Origin of the sequence: Streptomyces sp. NPDC056144 (assembly GCF_042264145.1) — a bacterium.
In the GTDB taxonomy this organism is placed as follows: Bacteria; Actinomycetota; Actinomycetes; order Streptomycetales; family Streptomycetaceae; genus Streptomyces.
Window position 1 is genome coordinate 420,854 of record NZ_JBHJVF010000004.1, and the last position, 16,150, is coordinate 437,003.

At 73.0% G+C, this 16,150-nt stretch carries 12 protein-coding genes; 8 read left to right on the top strand and 4 right to left on the bottom strand.

Annotated features, from left to right (window positions below):
- The first annotated feature begins 97 nt into the window (after nt 1-97).
- Complete coding sequence (locus tag ACFC0Z_RS15930) at nt 98-1,975, top strand: APC family permease (protein ID WP_376437573.1); 1,878 nt, start codon at nt 98-100, stop codon at nt 1,973-1,975.
- Here ACFC0Z_RS15930 and ACFC0Z_RS15935 read toward each other — a convergent pair.
- Nucleotides 1,972-2,967, bottom strand: a complete 996-nt coding sequence (locus ACFC0Z_RS15935; protein ID WP_376437576.1) for a hypothetical protein — start codon at nt 2,965-2,967, stop codon at nt 1,972-1,974. The two genes, ACFC0Z_RS15930 and ACFC0Z_RS15935, sit on opposite strands and share 4 nt — an antisense overlap.
- Nucleotides 2,968-3,205: 238 nt before the next feature.
- On the opposite strand from ACFC0Z_RS15935, the gene ACFC0Z_RS15940 reads away from it, so the two are divergent.
- The 3 genes from ACFC0Z_RS15940 to ACFC0Z_RS15950 all read left to right on the top strand — a co-directional run bounded on the left by ACFC0Z_RS15940 (nt 3,206) and on the right by ACFC0Z_RS15950 (nt 6,510).
- Nucleotides 3,206-3,379, top strand: a complete 174-nt coding sequence (locus tag ACFC0Z_RS15940) for a hypothetical protein (RefSeq protein WP_376437579.1) — start codon at nt 3,206-3,208, stop codon at nt 3,377-3,379.
- Between the two features lie 15 nt (nt 3,380-3,394).
- Nucleotides 3,395-6,292: a class IV lanthionine synthetase LanL gene (gene lanL / locus ACFC0Z_RS15945; protein ID WP_376437581.1), complete on the top strand. Its 2,898-nt coding sequence runs from the start codon at nt 3,395-3,397 to the stop codon at nt 6,290-6,292.
- Nucleotides 6,293-6,384: 92 nt separating this feature from the next.
- Entirely contained in the window at nt 6,385-6,510 is a 126-nt protein-coding gene (locus ACFC0Z_RS15950; RefSeq protein WP_376437584.1) for an ALQxL family class IV lanthipeptide, read from the top strand.
- A 79-nt stretch (nt 6,511-6,589) separates the two neighbouring features.
- On the opposite strand, the gene ACFC0Z_RS15955 is transcribed toward ACFC0Z_RS15950, so the two are convergent.
- Nucleotides 6,590-8,545 (bottom strand): amino acid transporter, encoded by a 1,956-nt coding sequence (locus tag ACFC0Z_RS15955; protein WP_376437586.1) that lies wholly within the window; start codon nt 8,543-8,545, stop codon nt 6,590-6,592.
- A gap of 196 nt (nt 8,546-8,741) precedes the next feature.
- The gene (locus ACFC0Z_RS15960; protein ID WP_376437587.1) at nt 8,742-9,293 is read right to left on the bottom strand and encodes a hypothetical protein; all 552 of its coding nucleotides are present in this window, start codon (nt 9,291-9,293) and stop codon (nt 8,742-8,744) included.
- Nucleotides 9,294-9,619: 326 nt separating this feature from the next.
- Between ACFC0Z_RS15960 and kdpF the strand changes: the two genes are divergently transcribed.
- The 4 genes from kdpF to ACFC0Z_RS15980 are packed head-to-tail and all read left to right on the top strand — an operon-like array spanning nt 9,620 to nt 14,138.
- Nucleotides 9,620-9,709, top strand: coding sequence for a K(+)-transporting ATPase subunit F (gene kdpF, locus ACFC0Z_RS15965; RefSeq protein WP_376437589.1), 90 nt, complete (start codon nt 9,620-9,622; stop codon nt 9,707-9,709).
- 8 nt (nt 9,710-9,717) lie between these two features.
- Nucleotides 9,718-11,382 carry a potassium-transporting ATPase subunit KdpA gene (gene kdpA, locus ACFC0Z_RS15970; protein WP_376437592.1) on the top strand — a complete coding sequence of 555 codons (1,665 nt, stop codon included), beginning with the start codon at nt 9,718-9,720 and terminating at the stop codon, nt 11,380-11,382.
- On the top strand, nt 11,379-13,481 hold the full coding sequence (kdpB, locus tag ACFC0Z_RS15975; protein ID WP_376437595.1) for a potassium-transporting ATPase subunit KdpB: 2,103 nt from the start codon (nt 11,379-11,381) through the stop codon (nt 13,479-13,481). Before kdpA ends, kdpB begins: the two co-directional genes overlap by 4 nt.
- Nucleotides 13,482-13,487: 6 nt before the next feature.
- Entirely contained in the window at nt 13,488-14,138 is a 651-nt protein-coding gene (locus ACFC0Z_RS15980) for a potassium-transporting ATPase subunit C (RefSeq protein WP_376437598.1), read from the top strand.
- A gap of 7 nt (nt 14,139-14,145) precedes the next feature.
- On the opposite strand, the gene ACFC0Z_RS15985 is transcribed toward ACFC0Z_RS15980, so the two are convergent.
- Nucleotides 14,146-16,119, bottom strand: coding sequence for an ABC transporter permease (locus tag ACFC0Z_RS15985; protein ID WP_376437600.1), 1,974 nt, complete (start codon nt 16,117-16,119; stop codon nt 14,146-14,148).
- Between the last annotated feature and the right edge of the window lie 31 nt (nt 16,120-16,150).

Consider the following 16,150-nt stretch of genomic DNA (forward strand, 5'->3'; position numbering starts at 1 on the left):
ACGGCGGGGGACGGCGCCAAGAACGCGACAGGACGGGCGGACACGGTCCGGTGCACCGCCGACGCTGAGCGGAGCCCGACCGAAGGAGCTCCCTCGCATGACCACAGCACCGCCCGCCGCCACCGCCGGCCAGGGCACCGGCACCGGCGAAGGCGGCCCCGCCGCCGAACCGCCGGACACCGGCGCGCGGCACAAGCTGACCGCCGTCACCGGCCTCGCCGCGCTCTCCCTGGACGCCATGGCGTCGGTGGCGTACGGGCCCGAGGCCGTCGTCCTCGTCCTCGCCGCCGCGGGCGCCCACGGCCTCGGCCTCACCCTGCCGGTCACCCTGGCCATCGCCGGCCTCCTCGCCGTCCTCGTCGCCTCGTACCGGCAGGTCATCGCCGCCTTCCCGGACGGCGGCGGCTCGTACGCGGTCGCCAGGGCCCATCTGGGCCGCAGGACCGGGCTGGTCGCCGCCGCGTCGCTGGTCCTCGACTACGTCCTGAACGTGGCCGTCGCCGTCACCGCCGGAGTCGCCGCCCTGACCTCCGCCTTCCCGTCGCTGTACGGGGACAGGCCGGCGATCTGCCTCGGCGTGCTCGCCCTCGTCACCGCGGTCAACCTGCGCGGGATCGTCGAGTCCGCCCGGGTCTTCCTGGTCCCCACGGCGGTGTTCGTCGGCGCGATCCTCGTCCTGATCGCCGTCGGGCTCTTCCGGGACGCCCCCGTCTCCACGGCCGCCTCGGCGGGCCACGCGTCGGTGCTCGCCGACAACGCCACCACCGTGGGCGCGCTGCTCCTGCTCAAGGCCTTCGCCTCCGGCTGCTCGGCGCTGACCGGCGTCGAGGCGATCGCCAACGCCGTGCCGTCCTTCCGCGCCCCCGCCGCCCGCCGGGCGATGCGCGCCGAGGTCGCGCTCGGCGCGCTCCTCGGCCTGATGCTCGTCGGCCTGTCGGTCCTGATCTCCCGCTTCGGACTCCAGCCGGTGGAGGGCGTCACCGTCCTCGCCCAGCTCGCGGACGCCTCCCTCGGCCACAACTGGGCCTTCTATGTCGTCCAGTTCGCGACCATGGTGCTGCTCGCACTCTCCGCCAACACCTCCTTCGGCGGCCTGCCCGTCCTGCTGAAGCTGCTCGCCCGCGACAACTACGTCCCGCACGTCTTCGGGCTCAAGGCCGACCGGCAGGTGCACCGCCACGGCGTCGTCTGGCTCGCCGTCGTCTCGGCCGCCCTGCTCGTCTTCTCCGGCGGCGACACCAACACCCTGGTCCCGCTCTTCGCGATCGGCGTCTTCGTCGGCTTCACGATCGCCCAGACCGGCATGGTCCTGCACTGGCGGGCCTCCGGGCAGTGGCGCAAGGCCGCGCTCAACGGCCTCGGCGCGCTCCTGACCGGGGTCAGCGCCGTGGTCGTCACCGCGACCAAGTTCCACGACGGGGCCTGGCTGATCGTCGTCGCCCTGCCGCTGATCGTCCTCGCCTTCGAGACCGTGCACCGCGCGTACGGGAGGATCGGCGAGCGGCTCGGCGTCGGGCGGATCCCCGAGCCGCCGCACCGCGAGCGCTCGCTCGTCCTGGTGCCGGTCTCCTCGCTGACCCGGCTCACCAGCGAGGCCCTCACGGCCGCCGTCTCCCTCGGCGACGAGGTCAGGGCGGTCACCGTCTGCCACCCCGACCCCGAGGACCGGGAGCAGACGGACGCGCTCGCCCGGGACTGGGCCCTGTGGAACCCGGGCGTCCCGCTGGTCAGGCTCCCCGCCGAACGGCGCGCGCTCGGCCGCCCGGTCAGCGCGTACGTACGCGAGCTGCGGGCGGCCGAACCGGGGACCCGGGTGACCGTCCTCGTACCCGAGGTGGAGCCGGAACACCTGTGGCAGCGGCTGCTGCAGAACCAGCGGGGGGCGGTCGTCGCGCACGCCGTGCGGCGGGACACGGACGCGGTGGTCTGCCGGCTGAGGTTCCGGCTGGGCTCCGGTTCGCTGGACAGGACCTAGCCGTCGGTGAGGCCCGCGCGTTCGGCCAGGGCGCCGCCCTGGAAGCGGCTCTCGGCGCCGAGTTCTTCGAGGAGTTCGGCGATGTGGCGGCGGCAGGTGCGCAGGGACATGCCCATGCGGCGGGCGATCACCTCGTCCTTGACCCCCTCGGTGAGCAGGCCCACCAGGGCACGGCGCAGGCTCGGGCCGACCTCCTTGTACGCGGCCTCGCTCGTGCCGTGGAACGGACTGGCGCCGGACCAGTGCTGTTCGAAGACGCGGCACAGGTACGCCACCACGTCCGGGTCGCGCACGAGGACCGCGCCCTCGCCCGTACCGCCGTCGGCGCGGCGGGGCAGGAACGCCACCGAGCGGTCGAAGACCACGGCCCGGTCCGGCAGTTCCGCCGCCGTGCGGTACTCGGCCCCGGCCTCGGTGAGCCGCTCCACGTACCCCTGCGTGGAGAGGCTGGCGCGCGCCGAGTGCTGGTACAGGGTGCGCATCCGCACACCCCGCCCGAGCATCGCCAGGTCCCGGTCGAGGGCGGCGCCCAGCCGGCCGGGGGCGCGGCCTCCGCCGGGCTGGATGCTGACGACCTCCTCGCGGCAGCGGGCCGACTCCTCCGCCAGCATCGCGGACGCGGAGGCGATGTCGGGGAGCCGGTCGATGCCCTGCCGGGAACCCTGCTCGCGCCGTGCGGCCCGGTACTGCGGCATGAGGGCGTGCAGTTCGTCGCGTACGGCCTGGGCGTGCGCGGCGGCCTGGGCGAGTTCCGCCTCCAGCGGGCCGACGACCTCCGCCGCGGCGGCGTCCGGGCTCACCGGTATCAGCTCCTGCGGCCTGCCGGGAGCGGGGCGCAGCAGACGCAGGCGCAGCAGGGTGCGGGACGCGGCCTCGACCTCCTCCTGGCTGAGGCCGAGGGCGGGTACGACGTCGGGCGGCCAGCGGGTCAGACTGCCGCGCGACAGCACGTACTCGAAGACGGCGACGGCGCGCGCGTCCAGTCGTGGCATTTCCTTGAGATCTGTCCTCATAAGCGGTGATTCCCCCCGGATTGCGGCCCTGTGACTTCCGTGCCATGCAGGGTATTGCCAGGTCCTGGCCCTGGACCAGGTGAGCTCGCCGGGATGGACTGGAGCTGTCCGGCGGGAGCAACCACCTTCAGCCAGGCATTCGGCGTTAATCAGCCATATCGGCGTTATCGCGCCCCTCGCCTCTTCGTGCGTCCCGTCCCGAACCAGGAGTCCTCGCATGTCCACACCCGTCCGGTGCCTTCTCGCCCTCGCCCTCCTCCTGGCCGGAGCCGGAGTCGGAGCCGGTGCCGCCGGGAGCCACGACGACGGATGGCCCGTGCCGCCGCGCACCGTCGCCGCCGACCCCCTGGACACCAGCTGGGGCGACCACTACGTCCGGCCGACGCTGTAAGGGCGGGCGGCAGCCGTGCAGGACTCCACCTCGACCGAGGCCTCGACCGAGGCCTCGACCGCGACCGGTCCCGGACCGCGCCGGGCCCGCGCCGAGCGCGCCGCCGACCGCGCGCTCCTGCCCGACCTCGTGCGCGGCGCCATCGCCCGCTCCGGGGCGGCGGGATGGTCCGTCGAACCGGGCGACTTCTGGTGCCACGTCGTCCCCGCGGACGCCGTCCGCCGGGCGCAGGGCTGGAAGCTGCACGTCTCCGCGACCCCGCTGTCGGCCCCCCTGGTCCTCGCCCGCGCCGCCGAGGTGCTCCTCGCGCACGGCGCCGCCTTCAAGTTCGCCGGCACCCCCGCCCGGGTCGCGGCGCTCGTGTCCGGCCGCTCGGCGCGCGGCGGAGGCGGCAAGTTCCTCACCGTCTACCCGGCGGACGACGCCATGCTCCGGCTGCTCGCCGAGGAGCTGCACCGGGCCACCGAGGGACTGCCGGGGCCCGCCGTCCTCTCCGACCGCCGCTACCGGCCCGACAGCCAAGTCTCCTACCGCTACGGCGTGTTCACCGGCGTCAGGGAGCTCACCGCCGACGGCGGATTCGCCGCACGGCTCACCGACCCGGCGGGGAACCCGGTCGCCGACGAGCGCAACGCCTGGTTCAGCCCGCCGACATGGGCGGCCGATCCCTTCCCGGACCGTCCGGCCCGGGCCGTGCACAGCACCGCCGCCCCCAAACCCGTACTCCTCGCGGACCGTTACGTGGTCCGGGGCGCCATCCAGCACTCCAACAAGGGCGGCGTCTACCGCGCGGAGGACACCCGGACCGGCACCCCCGTCGTCGTCAAACAGGCCCGCCCCCACGTCGGTTCCGGACTCGAAGGGCTCGACGTGCGCGACCTGCTGCGCCGCGAGGCCGCCCTGCTCCGCCGTTTCGCCGACGCCTCCCGCGACCGGGTGCCGGAGCCGGTGGAGGTGTTCGAGCAGCAGGGCAGCGTGTTCCTCGCCACCGAGTCCGTACCCGGGGCGACCCTGCGCCGCACCGTCGCGGACCGCCTCGCCGAGCACGGCACGGCCTGCCCCGACCCGCGGACCGGCGACTCGCTCGTCTGGCAGCTGACCGAGCTGGTCGCCACCGCGCACGGACTCGGCGTCACCCTCCACGACTTCAACCCCAACAACGTCATGGTCACACCGGACGGCCGGCTGCTCCTCATCGACCTGGAGATGGCCGCGCCCCCCGGCGAACGCTGGGTGCTCGGCGCCACCCCCGGCTACACCGCCCCCGAGCTGCGCGCCGCCGACCAGGTGGCCCCCGCCTTCCCGCCGGCCGTCGACCTGTACGCCCTCGGCGCCACCGTCCTGCACGCGCTCAGCGGCGCCGACCCGCTCTTCGCCCCCGACCGCCCCGCCGCCGACGCGCGCCCCGAGGAGGAACGCCTCGCGGGACTCCTGGAACTGCTCGCCCGCGACCACCCGGCGGTCCGCCGCTTCGCCCCGCTCGTCCGGGGGCTGATGCGGGACGCCGCCGAGGAACGGTGGACCCTGGAACGGGCGCGGGACTTCGTCCGGCGCCTCAAGGGGTCCTCCACCACCCGTCCCTGGGCGGTCGAAGGCCCCGGGAACCGGCGGCCCTCGGACGCCCAGGCGGCCCGGGACCGGCTCCTCGGCGACGGCATCGCCCACCTCCTCGCCACCCAGAACCCCGACGCTCCCGAACGGCTCTGGCCCTCCGACTCCTTCGGCGAGACCTGCGACCCGGTCGCCGTCCAGCACGGCTCGGCCGGCGGGGTCGCCGTCCTGGCCCGGGCCCTGCGGAACGCGGACGCCCTGGAAGCCGTCGGCGTGACCCTGGACCGGGCCGCGCTCCGCGACGGCCTGCGGACCGCCGCCCGGTGGACCGCCGACCGCCGGCGCGCCCTGCCGGGAAACCTGCCGGGGCTCCACTTCGGCCGCGCCGGCACCGCCTGGGCCCTGCTCGACGCGGCACGGGCGCTCGACGATCCCTCGCTCGCGAGGAGCGCCGCCGAGAGCGCGCTCGCCCTGCCCGTCCACTGGCCCAATCCCGACGTCTGCCACGGGGCGGCCGGCTCCGGGCTGACCCAGCTGCACTTCTGGCGGACCACCGGCGACCCCCGCTTCCTCGACCGGGTGGCCCAGGTCGCCGACGGGCTCCTCGCGGCGGGGCGGCGCACCCCCGAGGGCCTCTTCTGGCCGGTACCGGAGGACTTCGGGTCCGCCCTCGCGGGAGCCTGGCACTACGGGTTCGCGCACGGAGTCGCCGGAGTGGGCACCTTCCTGCTGCTCGCCGCCGGGGCGACGGGGGAGGCGTCGTACCGCGAGGCGGCCGTCGAGGCCGGCGCCACCCTCGCCGCGGCGGCGCGCGGCGGAGCGGCCGGTGTCCTGTGGCCCGTGGACCGGGCCCGGCACCTCTCCGGCTCCCCGGACCTGGCCCGGCACTGGTGCAGCGGATCGTCCGGCGTCGGCACCTTCCTGGTCCGGCTCGGGACCTCGGCAGGGACCTCGGCAGGGACCTCGGCCGGGATCTCGGCCGGGACCTCCGTCGGGACCTCGGCCGGGGCCTCCATCGGCGGCGCCGACGAGGACCTCCTCGCCCTGGTGGACGGGGCCGCCCGCGCGGTCCGGGCGGGCCGGGTGACCGACTCGCCGGCCACCTGCCACGGCCTCGCGGGCAACGCCGAGTTCCTCCTCGACGCCGCCGAGCTGACCGGCGACACCCGCTACCGGGCGGACGCGGAACTGCTCGTCGCGCACATGGCGGCGCAGGCCGTCCTGCGCGACGGACGGCTCCTGGTGCCCGACGAGGACCGCAGGACCGTCCTCGCCGAGTACGCCACCGGTCTCGCCGGAAGTCTCTCCCTGCTGCTGCGCATGCGCTGCGGCGGCCCCCGCGCCTGGCTGCCCGAAGGCTGACCGGCCCCTCGACGTCCGTCGGCCGCCGGCCGGCGGAGACGGTTCCCCCCACGGGAACCGGCACCCTTCCCGTACACACGAAGGAGAAAACCATGATGGAGCACGACATCGACGCCCTGCAGGTGCTGCCCGAGGAGGTCCGCACCGAGGCCGTCCGCGGCGAGGAGCACGCCGCCGCGCTCATCACCGCCTGTCGCTGGCTGACCAGCGGCTGCTGACACGCGGTCATGAGGAGCGGGGCCCCGAGGGGCCCCGCTCCGCCGTCTTCCCGGCTTGCTGTCTTCCCCCGCGTCCCCGCTATCCGACGTGGACGCGCGGCCGGAGTTCCCGGTCCGGCTCGGCCTCGCGCAGCACCTCGCGGGTGACCGGGGCGACCTCGCCCTGGCCGAGGAGGAAGAAGCGGAGGAAGTTGGCGAAGGGGTTGCCCTCGGTCCACTCGAAGTAGACGTGGGGCCGGACGCCCGTCAGGTCGCGGGCGTGGAGCAGGAGCGCCGCTATGGCGTTCGGCACCGAGGACGACTCGACCGTGAGGACCCGGAAGCGGTCGTGCAGGACCTCGCCGCGGACGGTGAGGCCGGCCTCGAACTCGGACGGGTCGGTGACGGTGACCTCGACGAAGACGAAGTCCTCCGTCGTCGGCAGGTCGTTGTCGGTGCGGATCTGGTCGATCTTGTCGCGGTACTCGGCGACGTCCCGGTTGTCGGGCTCGTTGGCGATGAACCGGGGCGTGCGGTGCGCGATGTCCCGGATGAAGAGCTCGGCCGTCTCGTCGAGCTCGACGTGGGTGACGCGGAGCTCGAAGGCCCGGCCGAGGCGGGAGAGGAGCGAGATGAGGATGATGCCCGCGATGAAGCAGGCGCCGATCTTCACGCCGTCGGGGCGCTCGATGACGTTGAGGACGGTCGTGTAGAGGAAGACGACCGCGATGGCGGCGAAGCCGATCGTCCATCCCTTCTGACCGGCCTTGCGGGCGGCGATGGTGACGGCGATGGCCGCCGAGCAGATCAGGACGAGGACACCGGTGGCGTACGCGCCGCCCTGGGCGTCGACGTCGGCGTCGAAGATCCACGTGACGAGGAACGCGACCAGGGTGAAGACGATGACCATCGGGCGCACGGCACGGGCCCAGTGCGGGGCCATGCCGTACTTCGGCAGGTAGCGCGGCATGAGGTTGAGCAGCCCGGCCATGGCGGAGGCGCCCGCGAACCAGAGGATGAGGATCGTCGAGACGTCGTAGACCGTGCCGAAGGTGTTGCCCAGGTGCTCGTGGGCGAGGTAGGCGAGGGCGCGGCCGTTGGCCTTGCCGCCGGACTCGAACTCCTTGTGCGGGATGAGCACGGTGGTGATGAAGCTCGTGCAGATCAGGAAGACGCTCATGATCAGCGCGGCGGTCGTCAGGAGCTTCTTGGTGTCGCGGATCCGGCCGGCGGGGTTCCGCTCGGTGTCGTCCGGGTCGCCCTTGACGTGCGGCATGACGGCGACGCCGGTCTCGAAGCCGGAGAGGCCGAGCGCGAGCTTCGGGAAGACGAGCAGGGCGACGCCGACCATGGCGACGACGTTGCCGTGCTCGGCGGTCAGGGCGGCCGTCCAGTCGGTGACGACGTGGCCCTCGGTGACCACCTGCCAGAAGCCGGTGACGACGACCACGAGGTTGAGCCCGAGGTAGACGCCGACGAGGACGACGGCGACCCCGATCGCCTCCAGGAAGCCCTTGAGGAAGACCGCGCCGAGCAGCGCGATGAGGATCATCGTGATGAGGACCTGCTTGTCCTGCAGGGCCGACTCCAGGTGCGGGTTCTCCACGAGGTGGGTGGAGGCGTCCGCGGCGGAGAGCGTGATCGTGATGAGGAAGTCGGTCGCCGCGAAGCCGAGCAGCGTCAGGACGAACAGCTTGCCCTTCCAGAAGGACAGCAGCCGCGACAGCATCGCGATCGAGCCCTCGCCGTGCGGGCTCTCCTCGGCCACCCGGCGGTAGACCGGGAGGGCGCCGGCGAGGGTGACGACCACGAGCACGATGGTGGCGACGGGGGAGAGCAGGCCGGCCGCGAGGGCGGCGATGCCTGGCTGATAACCGAGGGTCGAGAAGTAGTCGACACCCGTCAGGCACATGACCCGGTACCAGGGCTGGCCCTGGTGCGCGGCCTCGGGATCGGCCTCCACCGGCCGGGAGGGTCTGCCCTTGCCCATGTCGGACAAGCCCTCCAGCATCCACGCGCGCAGCTTGTTCGCGCGCGTGTTCTCCATGGTGGGCATGAACGGCTCCTGGCGGGAAATCGACGGTGTCGCACCGCTACCGAGCGGGCCGGGACAGCCTAAGCAGCGCGCGGGCCCAAGATCGGGGGTCGCGCGTCAGGGAAGCGTCAAGATGGCCCGGTCGGACGTCGTTCGCGTCACATCCGGCGCAGCCCGGGTGGCCGGGGGACCTGATGGCCAGGGGGCCAGGGGGCGTCTAAGCCAGGCCGGAGAGCCGGAGGACCGAGCGGGCCGTCTCCGTGTGGACGTGCCGGGAGAGGCGGGCGAGGTCGGCCGTGCCGTCGAGGGTGCCGCGCCGCCGGGCCGCCTGGGCCTCGGCCTCCAGCCGGAGCCACAGGGCCGGGTTGGCGAGCAGGACCCGGAGGTCGACCTCGGCCCGCGCGCCCTCCGCGTCCCGCAGGAGCAGGCGCCGGCCGGAGCCGTACGGCCAGCGGACCGAGGTGAGCCGGTCGGTGCGGACGGTCCGGGTCGTCCACAGGCCCCGCACGGTGAGGCGGCCCGGCGCCGAGCTGACCCGCGCGGGCAGCAGGACGACGAGGAGGAGCGCGGCGAGCGCGATCCAGCAGACGGTACGGGTCAGGGTCAGCCCGTGCACCCCCGCGTCCACGAGCAGCGAACTCCCGAGCAGGAGCCCGGAGCAGAGGGCGGCGGCGCGGGCCTCCGCCGCCCAGGCGGTGTCGTGCAGAGCGCCGTCGGCGGCATCGGCGTCGCCGTCTGCGGGGAGGGGTCGCGGGTACGGGGGCTCCATGCCCCTGACGCTAGGCGTTCGGGGGCCGGCACCGGCCCCGCGCTACGTGCTGTTAACGCGGCGGCGGGAGGAATTGACGCGCTCCTGGCGGCCGGGGCGGTGGCGGCGTCGCCCCGCGTAGGGGACGCGTCAAGACCGGCGTCAAGAGCGTTAGGGCGGCGTCAACGGGGGCCGAACCCGTTCGAAAAGGATGTTTTCTCATCTCGTCCGAGAATCCGCTCTTCCTTCTTCCCCTGGGAGCTCACGATGGCCGACCTGGCCTTCGTCGTCACCACGGTCGCGGTCTTCGCGCTGGTGGCGCTCATCGCCAAGGGGGTGGCGAAGCTGTGACCGTCGAGAACATCGTCGGCCTCGTCGTCGCCGTCGCCCTCCTCGGCTACCTCGTCCTCGCGCTGATCAAGCCGGAGAGGTTCTGAGTCCCGAGATGAGTCCTGTCCTGGCTGGGGTCCTCCAGCTCCTCGCGCTCGTCGTCGCGCTCGGCCTCTCGTACCGGCCGCTCGGCGACCACATGGCGCGCGTCTACTCCTCCGACCGCCACCTGCGGCCCGAGAAGTGGATCTACAAGGCGATCGGGGCGAACCCGGACGCCGAGATGCGCTGGCCGGCGTATCTGCGCGGCGTGCTCGCCTTCTCCCTGGTGAGCGTCCTCTTCCTCTACTTGCTCCAGCGGGTGCAGGGGTCGCTGCCCGGCTCGCTCGGCTTCGTGTCGATCGACCCGGACCAGGCGTTCAACACGGCCGCCTCGTTCGTCGCGAACACCAACTGGCAGTCGTACTACGGCGAACAGGCCATGGGCCACGTCGTGCAGACCGGCGGTCTCGCCGTGCAGAACTTCGTCTCGGCGGCGGTGGGGATCGCCGTGGCGGTCGCGCTCGTCCGCGGCTTCGCCCGTTCCCGTACCGGAGAACTGGGCAATTTCTGGGCGGACTTGGTGCGCGGCACCGTCCGCGTCCTGCTGCCGATCTCCGTCGTCGGCGCCCTCGTCCTCGTCGCCTGCGGCGCGATCCAGAACTTCTCCGGCATCCACGAGGTCGGGCAGTTCACGGGCGGCGCGCAGCAGTGGAACGGCGGTGCGGTCGCCTCGCAGGAGGTCATCAAGGAGCTGGGCACGAACGGCGGCGGCTACTTCAACGCCAACGCGGCCCACCCCTTCGAGAACCCCAACGGCTTCTCGAACCTCTTCGAGATCTACCTGATCCTCGTCATCCCCTTCGCCCTGACCCGGACCTTCGGCCGCATGGTCGGTTCGCTGAAGCAGGGGTACGCGATCCTCGGCACGATGGCCACCATCTGGCTCGGCTTCACCGCGCTGATGATGTGGACCGAATTCGCCCACCAGGGACCGGCGTTCGACATCGCCGGAGGCGCGATGGAGGGCAAGGAGACCCGCTTCGGCATCGCCGGTTCGTCGATCTTCGCGGTGGCGACCACGCTCACCTCGACCGGCGCCGTGAACTCCTTCCACTCCTCCTACACCGGCTTCGGCGGCGGCATCACGATGCTCGGGATGCAGCTCGGCGAGATCGCACCCGGCGGCGTCGGCTCCGGCCTCTACGGCATGCTGATCATGGCGGTCATCGCGGTCTTCATCGCGGGTCTGATGGTCGGCCGCACCCCCGAGTACCTGGGCAAGAAGATCGGCACCCGCGAGATCAAGTTCGCGGCCTGCTACATCCTCGTCACCCCGGCCCTCGTCCTCTGCTTCACCGCCGCGTCCTTCGTCCTGGACACCCCGGTGAACTCGATGACCAACTCCGGCGCGCACGGCTTCTCCGAGATCCTCTACGCGTTCACGTCCGGCGCCAACAACAACGGCTCGGCCTTCGCCGGTCTGAACGCGGACACGCAGTGGTTCAACACCACGATCGGCATCGCGATGCTGCTCGGCCGGTTCCTGCCGATGGTCTTCGTCCTCGCGCTCGCCGGCTCGCTCGCCGAGCAGTCGCCCGTACCGGAGACGGCGGGCACCCTCCGTACCGAGAAGCCGCTGTTCACGGGCCTCCTCGTCGGCACCATCATGATCATCACCGGTCTCACCTACTTCCCGGCCCTCGCCCTGGGACCGCTCGCCGAAGGGCTCGCAGCATGAGCACCATCACCCCGACCCGTGCGCCGCACCAGGACGCGCCCACGGGACACCGCACGGCCCAGCCCGTGGGCGGCGGCCTGTTCGACCCCAAGCAGCTGATCGCCTCCCTCCCGGACGCGTTCCGCAAGCTCGACCCGCGCGTCATGGTCAAGTCGCCCGTCATGTTCGTGGTGCTCGTCGGCTCGGTGGTCACCACCGTCCTCGCGGTCAAGAACCCCGGCGACTGGTTCGGCTGGGCCATCACCGTCTGGCTCTGGCTCACCACGGTCTTCGCCAACCTGGCGGAGGCGGTCGCCGAGGGCCGGGGCAAGGCGCAGGCCGACACCCTGCGCAAGGCCAAGACCGACACCGTCGCCCGCCGGATCGTCTCCGGCGGCGAGGAGCGCGTCCCCGGTACGGAGCTCCGCGTCGGCGACCTCGTGGTCTGCGAGGCCGGGGACGTCATCCCCGGCGACGGCGACGTCGTCGAGGGCGTCGCCTCCGTCGACGAGTCCGCCATCACCGGCGAGTCGGCCCCCGTCATCCGCGAGTCCGGCGGCGACCGCTGCGCGGTCACCGGCGGCACCAAGGTCCTCTCCGACCGGATCGTCGTCAAGGTCACGACGAAGCCCGGCGAGACCTTCATCGACCGGATGATCAGCCTCGTCGAGGGCGCGGCCCGGCAGAAGACGCCGAACGAGATCGCCCTCAACATCCTCCTGGCCTCCCTGACGATCGTCTTCCTCCTCGCGGTCGTCACCCTCAAGCCCTTCGCGATCTACGCGGGCGCCGACGAGCAGACCTCGATGATCGTCCTCACCGCGCTCCTCGTCTGCCTCATCCCGACGACGATCGGCGCCCTGCTCTCCGCGATCGGCATCGCCGGCATGGACCGGCTCGTCCAGCGCAACGTCCTCGCCATGTCGGGCCGCGCGGTCGAGGCCGCCGGTGATGTGTCGACGCTGCTCCTCGACAAGACCGGCACCATCACCCTCGGCAACCGCCAGGCCGCCGAGTTCGTCCCGGTCTCCGGCACCACGGCCGCCGAACTCGCCGACGCCGCCCAGCTGTCCTCCCTCGCCGACGAGACCCCCGAGGGCCGCTCGGTCGTGGTCCTCGCCAAGGAGCGGTACGGGCTCCGCGAACGCCACCGCGGCGAGCTCGACGGAGCCGAGTGGATCGAGTTCACCGCCCAGACCCGCATGTCGGGCGTGGACGTGGACGGGCGCAAGGTCCGCAAGGGCGCGACCGGTTCGGTCGTCGCCTGGGTGAAGGAACACGGCGGCGAGGTGTCCGATGACGCACAGCAGCTCACCGACTCCATTTCCCAGGCTGGTGGCACGCCGCTGCTGGTGGCTGTGGAGGACCGCGAGGGCGCGCGCGTCCTCGGTGTGATCCACCTGAAGGACGTCGTCAAGGAGGGCATGCGCGAGCGGTTCGAGGAACTGCGCCGCATGGGCATCAAGACGGTCATGATCACCGGCGACAACCCGCTCACCGCGAAGGCCATCGCCGAGGAGGCCGGCGTCGACGACTTCCTCGCCGAGGCCACCCCCGAGGACAAGATGGCCCTCATCAAGCGGGAGCAGGCGGGCGGCAAGCTGGTCGCGATGACCGGCGACGGCACCAACGACGCCCCCGCGCTCGCCCAGGCGGACGTCGGCGTGGCGATGAACACCGGCACGTCGGCCGCGAAGGAGGCCGGCAACATGGTCGACCTCGACTCGAACCCGACCAAGCTCATCGAGATCGTCGAGATCGGCAAGCAACTCCTCATCACGCGAGGCGCGTTGACGACCTTCTCGATCGCCAACGACGTCGCGAAGTACTTCGCGATCATCCCGGCGATGTTCGCCGTGGCCTACCCGTCGCTGGACAAGCTCAACATCATGGGCCTGACCTCGCCGCAGTCCGCGATCCTCTCCGCCGTCATCTTCAACGCGCTGATCATCGTCGCCCTCGTCCCGCTCGCCCTGAAGGGCGTCCGCTACCGGCCGAGCAGCGCCGACGCGATGCTCCGCCGCAACCTCGGGATCTACGGACTCGGCGGCCTCGTCGCCCCGTTCGTCGGCATCAAGCTCATCGACATGCTCCTCTCCCTCATCCCCGGAATCGGCTGACCCACGATGAACAACTCCGCGTCGAACACCGGCCGCGTGCTCTGGGCGGGCCTGCGCGCCCTCCTCGTCCTCACCGTCGTCTGCGGCGTGCTCTACCCGCTCGCCGTCACCGGCGTCGCCCAACTCGCCTTCCCCGCAAAGGCGAACGGCTCCGAGATCAAGGACGGGAGCGGCAGGGTCGTCGGCTCCGCACTCATCGGCCAGACCTACATGTCCGGCGACAAGCCCGACCTCCGCTGGTTCCAGCCCCGGCCCTCCCACGGCCTCGGCACCAACAGCGTCAACACCCGGTACAAGCTGATCCTCTCCGGCGCGACCAACCGCTCCGGCGACAACGAGGACCTGGTCACCTGGGTCACCGAGGCCAAGGCCGCCGTCGTCCGGGACAACTCGCTGAACGGCTACACGGTCCGCCCGGAGGACGTCCCCGCCGACGCCGTGACCTCCTCCGGCTCCGGCCTCGACCCGCACATCTCCCCGGAGTACGCGGAGATCCAGGTCCACCGCGTCGCCGCGCTCAACAAGCTGGACGTGGCCGCCGTCGAGAGGCTGGTCGCCGACCACACCGACGGCCGCGTCCTCGGCTTCATGGGCGAGCCGCGCGTCAACGTCCTCCAGCTCAACATCGCGCTCAAGGAGCTGGCGGCCGAGAGGTGAGCGTCCGTCAGAGCGGCACGACCGTCACCTCGGTCGCCTTCACCCCGGTCCACACCGCCACCCCGTCCGCGAGCCCGAGCTCGGCGGCCGCCTGCGGGGTGATCTCGGCGACCAGGTCCGGCGCGTCCGGCGAGGTGACGAGCACCCGCAGCCGGCTGCCGCTCGCCGTGATCTCCCGTACGGTCCCGGGCCAGACGTTACGGGGACTGCCGGCCGGCCTCTCGCGGTGGACGGAGACGGCCTCGGGCGCGACGATCGCGAGCGCCGCGCCACCGGCCTCCGGCGGTTCGGCGGCGACCAGGACGCCACCGCCGTCCAGGGCGAGGCCCTCCGCCGTCGCCGTCCCGGGCCAGGCGTTGCGGCCCAGCATCCGCGCCACCCACGGCGAGCGCGGGTGCCGGGTCACCTCGGCGGGCGTGTCCTCCTGGAGCGCGCGGCCCTCGTCGAGGACGAGGACGCGGTCGGCCAGGGACACCGCCTCCACCGGGTCGTGCGTGACGATCAGGCAGACGCCCCCGAAGCCGCCGAGGTGCGTCCGCAGGGTGTGCCGCACGTGCGCGCGGGTCGTCTGGTCGAGCGCGGCGAGCGGCTCGTCGAGGACGAGCAGGCGCGGCCGGGCGGCCAGCGCGCGGGCCAGCGCCACGCGCTGCGCCTGTCCGCCGGAGAGCTGTCCGGGCCGCCGGTGGCCGAGGTGCCCGACGCCGAGGCGGTCGAGCCAGTCCTGTGCCGCCCGCCGGGCCTCCGTACGCGGGACGCCCTGGGCGCGGAGCCCGTACGCCGTGTTGGCGAGGGCGGTGAGGTGCGGGAAGAGGGCGCCGTCCTGCGGGACCCAGGCGACACGGCGGCGGTGCGGCGGGAGGGCGGTGACGTCCTCGTCGCCGAGGCGGAGGTCGGCGTGGGCGCGGGGGGTGAGGCCGAGGAGGGCGCGGAGCAGGGTGGTCTTCCCGGCGCCGTTGGGGCCGACGACGGCGATGGTGGTGCCGGGCTCGGCGTCGAGGGTGAGCCGGGTGAAGCCGGTGACCTCGGCGTGGAGGGGCCAGCGGCCTCCCTCGGGGGCGGCGGACGCCGGAGGCACGGCAACGGGGCCGCCCGGCGCGGGTACGGCGTCCGGCTCGGGTACGGCGTCCGGCGCGGGTACGGCATCCGGCTCCGGGGCCGTACGCGGCTTCCGCTCGACGGGCGTGCCCGTCCACCGGCCGCGCAGGGAGACCAGCACCCCCATGGCGATGGCGAGCAGCAGCAGGGAGACCGAGGTGGCCGCCGCCGGTTCGTCCTGGAGCAGCAGGTAGACCTGGAGTGGCAGGGTCTGGGTGGTCCCGGGCAGGTTCCCGGCGAAGGTGATCGTCGCGCCGAACTCGCCGAGCGCCCGCGCCCACGTGAGCGCCGCTCCGGCGACGACCCCGGGGGCCACCATCGGCAGCGTGACGGTGAGGAAGACCCGTACCGGCGAGGCGCCGAGGGAGGCGGCCGTCTCCTCGTACCGGGGCCGGAGACCGCCGAGCGCGCCCTCCAGGCTGATGACGAGGAACGGCATCGCCACGAAGGTGGCGGCGAGGACGGCGCCGGAGGTGTGGAACGGGAACGTGATGCCGAAGGTGTTCTCCAGCCACGGGCCGAGGAGCCCGCGCCGCCCGAAGGCGAGCAGCAGCGCGACGCCGCCGACCGTCGGCGGCAGCACCATCGGCAGCAGGACGAGCGAGCGGACGAGCGCCTTGCCGGGGAAGGACACCCGGGCGAGCAGCCAGGCGAGCGGCACGCCGAGCACGAGGGAGAGTCCCAGGGCCCAGAAGGACACCACGAGGGAGAGCTTGAGGGCCTCGACCGTGCCGGGGGAGCTGAGGTGGCGGGCGAGCTCGCCCCACTCGGTCCGTACGAGGATGCCGATCAGCGGCAGCGACAGGAACGCCACGGCGAGGAGCGCGGGCAGCGCGAGCGCCAGCGGCGGACGGGTCCCCGGCCTGCGTACGCTTGCTCGTTTCATCGATGACCCCAAGAAAGAAGAGAGGGGGGCT